Raw genomic sequence first — 6837 nt, forward strand, 5'->3', positions numbered from 1 at the left:
AGCTTGAACACGCCGACGTTGATGGCAAACTGGACGCCGGTGCGCATGTACTCGCCAAGGATGTCCTTTCTGATGAGGTTGAGCGCCCACTTTTGCTTGTCGTTGAGCGATGCCTGGTCGCGGATGTCGAATCGCTCGTCGCCCGGCACGTACTTTATCAGCCCCTTGCTCTCGGCCCTGCGCAGGGTCAGCTCGGCGTCTGCGCTTGACGGGACCACTATCATGTCCTTGTACTCCTCGCGCAGACGCCGGAAATTATCGGTGGATGTCGGCAGGTCGACCTTGTTCGCAACAATCAGTGTGGGCTTTGAAATGTCCCGGAGGCTCCAGCAAAAGTCCTTGCTCTGCTGCGGCCCAAAGTCGTCAAGGTCGACGCCTGCCAGCTTGTTCTGCGCAAGAGCGGCCTGGACGTGGTCTTGCCTCACACCTATGCCCCTGAATACCTCGGTGACTGCGTCGACTGTCTCTGCGCCGGAGACTATGGCGCGGGCAATCTTGTCGCGGTTTGCCTCAAACAGCTTCAGGTACCACATCACCATCTCTTCTTCAATGTCGCCCACGTCTGCCACCGGGTCGCCGGACCCCGGCTCTGCAATCCTGCCTGACGCGTCGATGCTGCCAGACGCGTCCACGATGTGCAGTAGCGCGTCAGACTGCGCCGCTATCGACAGGAACTGGTTGCCGAGGCCCTTGCCTTCCCATGCGCCCTTTATCAGGCCCGGCAGGTCGACCAGCTCGGCGGGAATAAAGCGCCACCCGTCGATGCAGCGCGAGTTGCGCGGCTGGTCCTGCACGCCGAACTCTTTGTGGACGCACAGCGTGATTGCGTGCGCGTTGCCGACGTTAGGCTGCTTTGTGGTGAAAGGATAATTGGAAATCTCGGCCGACGCAAGGGTCGCGGAATTAAAGAACGTGGTCTTGCCGGTGTTTGTCTTGCCGATCAGGCCGATCTTGATCATGTATAAAGCCTCCACCCGTTATTATTTATAGACTGTGGATCAGTGGACGTGATGGCAGATCACTGCGATGAAACCTACGAGTGCGATGAAACTGCCAAGGAGCGACGCGTGGACGGCAAACGACAGCCTGCTTGCATTTACAGGTAACGTCGACACAACCTGCGCCATGAGGAATATAACGTGAGCAGAATTGAAAAGGCTTATCCCTCGTGGCGGTGGGCGTCGCCTGCTCGTTCCTGCGCCATCCTGATCTCGTCGCAGCGCCACGATATCTCGCTGAGGTTGTCCTTCGACAGGTCCGAGTCCCACTTTTCTAGGAGCATCTTTGAAATCTCTGTCGCGTGGTACAGCATCCCCCAGTAGGGGTGGTGCTCGGCCGTCGTGTATGACAGCTCAAGGACGTCAGAAAGGCCGGACGACGCCTTTTTCAGCGCGTCGGATTTTTCCCCGTATATCTTTACTATGCCGGCTTCCCTGTCAACTCCGATTTTTGCAATTATGTTTTCCTGCTCTTGCAGCAAGTCAAGAGCCGCCCTGACTGCCTGCGCCACTCTGTCTACGCTTTCGGACATGGATTTCGCTGCGATGCCGGCAGTTATTATCCTTGCCAGCGGCGTTTATTTTTCCAAAAGCGACGACGCATAGTTCATGCCCATTCCCAGCCATTTTTCAAGGGCCGCATTTCTTGACAGGCCCTTTGAACCGACGTAGACAAACCCCTTCATTGGCTTGCCGGTAAAATCCATCGGCCTTGCGTGCGGCATGGCAAGTGCCTTTTCATAGATTTTGGGTCCGACGCGAACGACGAGGTCGTCCTTTATGACGCCAAAGCACATCTTGCCATTCAGGAGAAACGACACTCCGCCAAACATGTTCTTCTCGCGCAAATCCGGGCGCCCTGCCAGCATGGCGCGGATCCTGCCCACCAGCCGCTCGTCGTAGACCATCTCTACCTGTCAGGCTGTCGCTTGACTTAAGTTTTCGCGAGAGCCCTACTCGTCAAACAGCCGCTGGTGCTCTGACAGCATGCACCGGTTGTAGACCACCTTGATGCCTTTTTCCCTTGCCAGCTTTTCGGCTTGCTCGTTGTATATTCCTAATTGCATCCACACGACTTTGATGCCGGGCTTTTTTATTGCGTCAATGACGACTGGAAGCACGTCGTCAGACGGCCTGAAGACGTCCACGATGTCGACGTCGTCAGGGACGCTTGAAACGTTCGGGTATGATTTTTTCCCCATTATCTCTGGTGCAGTCGGGTTCACCGGAATGACGTTGTAGCCCCGCTCCATCAGGTACTTGGGCACATAGTTGGCAGCCTTGCCGTCCGACTTTGACATGCCTACCACGGCGATGTTTTTCAGCTTGTAAATCTCGCGGATCTCTGCGTCAGAGAAAGAGTCGGTATCCACGAAAGGATTTTCGCGTGTTTGTTATTTAAACGCAATCAGAATCTGCCGGACCGTTGGCACCCAAGGATTGGATTGCTGGTTAGCCCAGCCTCGTTTGCCGATGCATGTACCAAGCTCTATAGCATAATAAGAGAGGCTATGCCGAGTATCCAAAAGATGCAACGTTACCGTATGCTCTTTATTTTTCCAATAACAGCGGCCATCGCTTTGCTTTTGCTTTCGACTTTGAACACGAGCAATAATGCAATCACATTGCCCGAACCTCCGGCCGATTCATGGCGCAGGTATTCCTTTACTCCCGACGGACGCAATCCTGTGGACGTATGGAATCACGGATTTGCATTACATGTCAACGGAACCAAGATAGACGGCAGGATATGCAACGGATTTGGCGGCAGCGTGCAATATGTCGACCCGTCGACCATCAGGACTCATCAGATATTTTCCACAGTATCGTTATGCGGGACGCTGACTGGCGAAGGGCCGTCAATAATGGCGACAGAACGCGCATTTCATGAAGGACTGGAAAACGGCTTGGCAATTTCTGAAAAATGAGACACCCTCGTGTTAAAAGACGGCCTTACAAATGCCACTTTTGTTTATGGAAAGCCTTACGGTTCACTGCAAAATCAAACATAGCCAGAAATGAATAACTCCATCACGAGCCTATCATGCCGGGCAGCTTTATCGGCCTCCGGTACTCCTGCACAATCTCGATGCCCGGGTCAGCAGTGACAGTCACCGAGTCCAGCTGCGCGCCTTCTGGAGGGGAGACGGTAATCTTCTTGCCGGGCGCAATGGTCCCGACGGTCTCCTGCTGCGTGCCATTGCCAAAGTCAACCATGATGTTTGTCAGTTCTAGTCGCCCCGTGTTTGACAGGACGACGCGGGCGTCCGTAAAGAGCGACTGCTCGTCCTTTAGCGCGTCGACGCTGAGCGAATAGTCGGAAGTCGGTATCGTCGACGCGAACATGGCAGCGAGCGCCACTGCCACTATGCCCCCTGCGATTGCGGCCAAGACGGCGACGCGCATTGGCAAAACTGCGGCCTGATGATATTTAAGCGATCATTCGCCCTTGATCTGCGCCCTTGTCTTGAAGGTCGGCTTGATCCCAAGGGGCGCATAGTTGCCAGTCGAGCAGGTAAAGCAGAGCTCCTCTTCCGGCATGCCTATGGCGCGCGCAAGGTTGGGTGTGTCGTTGTACGCGACATAGTCGGCGCCGATGACGCCGGCGACCTTGCTGGCGACCTTTTCGTTGGCCTGCTCCTCCGCGCCGTGCTGGTATGCTATCAGCTCCTCCTGCGACGGAAAGTCGATGCCGGCGTAGCAGGGGTAGCGTATCGGCGGGTACGTGACTACCAGGCTGATGCGCCGGGCCCCTGCCGCCTTTAGCGTGCTGATGATGGAAGCCGAGCTTGTCCCCCGGACTATGCTGTCGTCGACCACCACCACGTGCCTCCCCTCTATTACTTCCCGGATGGGGATGATGCCCTTGTTTATCTCGACTCGGTCATTTTGGTACGGCTCGATGAACGAGCGCATGGAGCCTTTCTTGCTATAGCGGTCCTTGAGCAGGCCTTCCTCAAAGGGCAGGCCAGACTCTAGCGCGTACCCGAGCGCGGCAGGCCTTGCCGAGTCGGGCACCGGCACGACGACGTCGGCGTCCTTTATCGGGAACTTTTTGGCCAGGAATTGCCCTATGCGCTTTCTTGCCGCATAGACGTTGATGCCTTCCATGATGCTTGAAGGGTGAGCAAAGTAGGTGTATTCAAAGGCGCAGTGGGCGTGCGGGCTTTCAGTCGCAAACTGCTTGGACTCGACTCCTCCCGGCCCCATCTTTATTAGCTCCCCTGGCGCCACGTCGCGCACCAGCTGCGCGCCCACCGTCGACAGCGCGCACGACTCTGACGCCACCATGTAGGTGCCAGTCTCCTTGTGGAACCCGAGCACCAGCGGTCTGAATCCGCGGGTGTCGCGGGCCGCATAGACAGAGCCTTCGTCAGTCAGAAATGTAAAGCAGAACGAGCCTACCATCTCGCTCTTTAGTATCGACATCGCAGTCGCCATGTCGTCCTTTTCGGCAATGTGCATTACCAGCCTCTGCGCAGCGACGAGCGTGTCGCTCATCGTCTGCGGTGTGAACGTGCACCCGCCCACCATGCCCGACAATTGTTCGACGTTGGCGATTGTGCCGTTGTGCGCGATGCACAGGTCCTTGACCTTTAGCGGCTGCGCGTTTTCAAGGTTGCTCTTGCCAAAAGTGGAATAGCGGACGTGGCCGATGACGGCACTTGACTTGTACCTGCGCACGATGGACTGAAAATCAGGGGCGGCGGCAGATACCAGGCCCAGCCGCTTGAACGGCGCCTTGTTCGGGACCGCGATGCCCCAGGCCTCCTGGCCGCGGTGCTGCAGTGCGCGCAGCATGTCTATTGCAAACGGGACGACGTTGTGGCCGGCAAGCGAAAAGATGCCGACTACGCCGCAGTTTTCATGGACCAACTGGAAACCCCCGACGAGCCAAGCGCACCGGCAGGTACGCGCAATGCTCTAAAAAACGTATCTTCATCATTGCATGATCTTCTCTAGCGAGCCAAACGCCGCTTCCATCTTGGAAAGCGAAAGCGACACCTTTCTCCTGCCGTGCGCAAACTCGGCACTGCCACGGGCAGACCTGCCTATCCGGGCAAACCTGATCCCCTCTGACTCTAGCAGTTTTGCGACCTGTTCCGGCTTTTTCGTGCCGACGAGGTAGCGCGAGTGCGACTCGGAAAACATCAGCTCGTCGAGCCTCGCGCACGAGCTTGGCGCCAAGTCCAGTTTCACCTTGAACCCCGTCCTGCCGGCGACTGCCATTTCCGCAAGCGCGACTGCAAGCCCCCCCTTGGAGCAGTCGTGGGCGCAGCTGATATGGCCGGCCCGTATCAGCTTCATGACTGCAATTCCGTTTGCGCGGTCTGTCTCCATGTCAACCGCGGGCACCCTGCCGCCCGTTATCCCGTGGACATATTCGTAATATTCAGAGCCGCCTATCTCGGGCTTGGTCTCTCCGATGACAAAGATGTAATCGCCGGGTTCCAGTGCCTGCTTTGTTATCCATTGCTCGTTCTCTACGAGCCCCAGCGTCCCCATCACCGGCGACGGCTTTATGGGCCCTCGGGCAGTCTCGTTGTAAAAGCTGACCTTGCCTCCGACGACAGGGACTTGCATGAAGTTGCAGTAGTCGACGATGGCGTTTACCGCCTGCGAAAACGTCCAGAATATTTCCGGGTCTTCAGGGCTGCCAAACTGCAGGTGGTCGACCACGCCTATCGGCTCTGCGCCGGCGCATATCACGTTCCTGCGGCCTTCAGACAGGCACCCGAGCATCCCCTGGTACGGGTCGAGATAGCAGTGCTTGGAATTGCCGTCCAGTTTCACCGCGACAAACTTTTCGCTGTCCACCCTCATTACGGCGGCGTCGCCGGCGCCCGGCTTGCCCACGGTCCGGACGCCCACTTCGTGGTCGTACTGCTGGTAGACCCACCTCTTGCTCGCAATGGTCGGGTTTGCGAGCAACATTAGCAGGACCTTGCCAAGGTTTGCAGGCATTTTTGGAGTGCGCGCCTTTTTCACCCTGTCAAGGTAGGCAGGCCGCCTGGCAGCGCGGTCGGCCAGAGGCGCGTGCGCCACCAGCTGCGAAGGCATGTCTGCAACGACAGAGCCTTTATGCCTCACTATCAGGCTCTGGTGGCCCTCTGCCTTGCCCAGGACCGAATATTTTATCTCGTACTTGTCAAGTATCGACTGGAGCGCAGGCAGCCTGCCCGCGTCGGTGACGTACAGCATTCTCTCTTGAGATTCAGAGATCATCAGCTCTGCCGGCGACATGCCCGCCTCCTTGGTGTGCACCTTGGCCAGCTCGACTTCAAAGCCCCTTCCAAGGTTGTCCGATGTCTCGGAAAGGCAGCACGACAGCCCCCCGCCGCCGAGGTCCTTGATGGCCTTGACGCAGCCGGCCTGCACTGCCTCCATGGTCGCTTCAAGCAGCAGTTTTTCAAGGAATGGGTCGGGGATCTGCACGGCAGAGCGGTTCTCGACTTCCAGTGCCCTAGAAGCAAACGACGCGCCGTGTATGCCGTCTCTGCCGGTAGAGCCGCCTGCAAGAACGAGGTAGTCACCTATGTCTGCGCGGTTTGCGATTATCTCCTCCTTTTTGCCGACGCCTATCGACGCGACGTCGACGAGGCAGTAGTCCTCAAACGAACTGTCAAATTCTATCTCGCCGCCCACCGTCGGGATGCCGATGCAGTTGCCATAGTCGGCTATACCCTTGACGACATTTTTAAAGAGCCACTTTGACTTGGCAGATTTTTTGCCGTCGATTGGCGCAAAGCGCAGCGCGTCGAGCACCGCTATCGGGCGGGTTCCCATCGACATGATGTCTCGGATGACTCCGCCCACCCCCGTCGCGGCGCCGCCAAAC

General features: G+C 57.2%; 9 protein-coding genes. 1 reads left to right on the plus strand and 8 read right to left on the minus strand.

Annotated features, from left to right (window positions below):
• From ACREAY_RS08570 to ACREAY_RS08590, 5 genes are all read right to left on the minus strand, one after another.
• Positions 1–959 (minus strand): GTPase (locus ACREAY_RS08570; protein ID WP_431755355.1); only part of this gene is annotated, 959 nt, incomplete at its 3' end.
• A gap of 39 nt (positions 960–998) precedes the next feature.
• Positions 999–1127 (minus strand): hypothetical protein, encoded by a 129-nt coding sequence (locus ACREAY_RS08575; protein ID WP_431755356.1) that lies wholly within the window; start codon positions 1125–1127, stop codon positions 999–1001.
• A 32-nt stretch (positions 1128–1159) separates the two neighbouring features.
• Positions 1160–1531: a hypothetical protein gene (locus ACREAY_RS08580; RefSeq protein WP_431755357.1), complete on the minus strand. Its 372-nt coding sequence runs from the start codon at positions 1529–1531 to the stop codon at positions 1160–1162.
• A gap of 45 nt (positions 1532–1576) precedes the next feature.
• The gene (locus ACREAY_RS08585) at positions 1577–1906 is read right to left on the minus strand and encodes a TfoX/Sxy family protein (RefSeq protein ID WP_431755358.1); all 330 of its coding nucleotides are present in this window, start codon (positions 1904–1906) and stop codon (positions 1577–1579) included.
• A 45-nt stretch (positions 1907–1951) separates the two neighbouring features.
• The gene (locus ACREAY_RS08590) at positions 1952–2371 is read right to left on the minus strand and encodes a CoA-binding protein (RefSeq protein ID WP_431755359.1); all 420 of its coding nucleotides are present in this window, start codon (positions 2369–2371) and stop codon (positions 1952–1954) included.
• Between the two features lie 315 nt (positions 2372–2686).
• Here ACREAY_RS08590 and ACREAY_RS08595 point away from each other — a divergent pair, with 315 nt between their 5' ends.
• Entirely contained in the window at positions 2687–2926 is a 240-nt protein-coding gene (locus tag ACREAY_RS08595) for a hypothetical protein (RefSeq protein WP_431755360.1), read from the plus strand.
• A gap of 103 nt (positions 2927–3029) precedes the next feature.
• Here ACREAY_RS08595 and ACREAY_RS08600 read toward each other — a convergent pair whose 3' ends face one another.
• The 3 genes from ACREAY_RS08600 to purL form a co-directional block, all read right to left on the minus strand.
• Positions 3030–3404: a hypothetical protein gene (locus tag ACREAY_RS08600; RefSeq protein WP_431755361.1), complete on the minus strand. Its 375-nt coding sequence runs from the start codon at positions 3402–3404 to the stop codon at positions 3030–3032.
• 33 nt (positions 3405–3437) lie between these two features.
• Positions 3438–4874, minus strand: a complete 1437-nt coding sequence (purF, locus tag ACREAY_RS08605; RefSeq protein WP_431755362.1) for an amidophosphoribosyltransferase — start codon at positions 4872–4874, stop codon at positions 3438–3440.
• 66 nt (positions 4875–4940) lie between these two features.
• Positions 4941–6837: phosphoribosylformylglycinamidine synthase subunit PurL (purL, locus tag ACREAY_RS08610; RefSeq protein ID WP_431755363.1), on the minus strand; the 1897-nt coding region annotated here is incomplete at its 5' end.

Source organism: Nitrososphaera sp. (assembly GCF_050748925.1).
Classification (GTDB): Archaea; Thermoproteota; Nitrososphaeria; order Nitrososphaerales; family Nitrososphaeraceae; genus Nitrososphaera.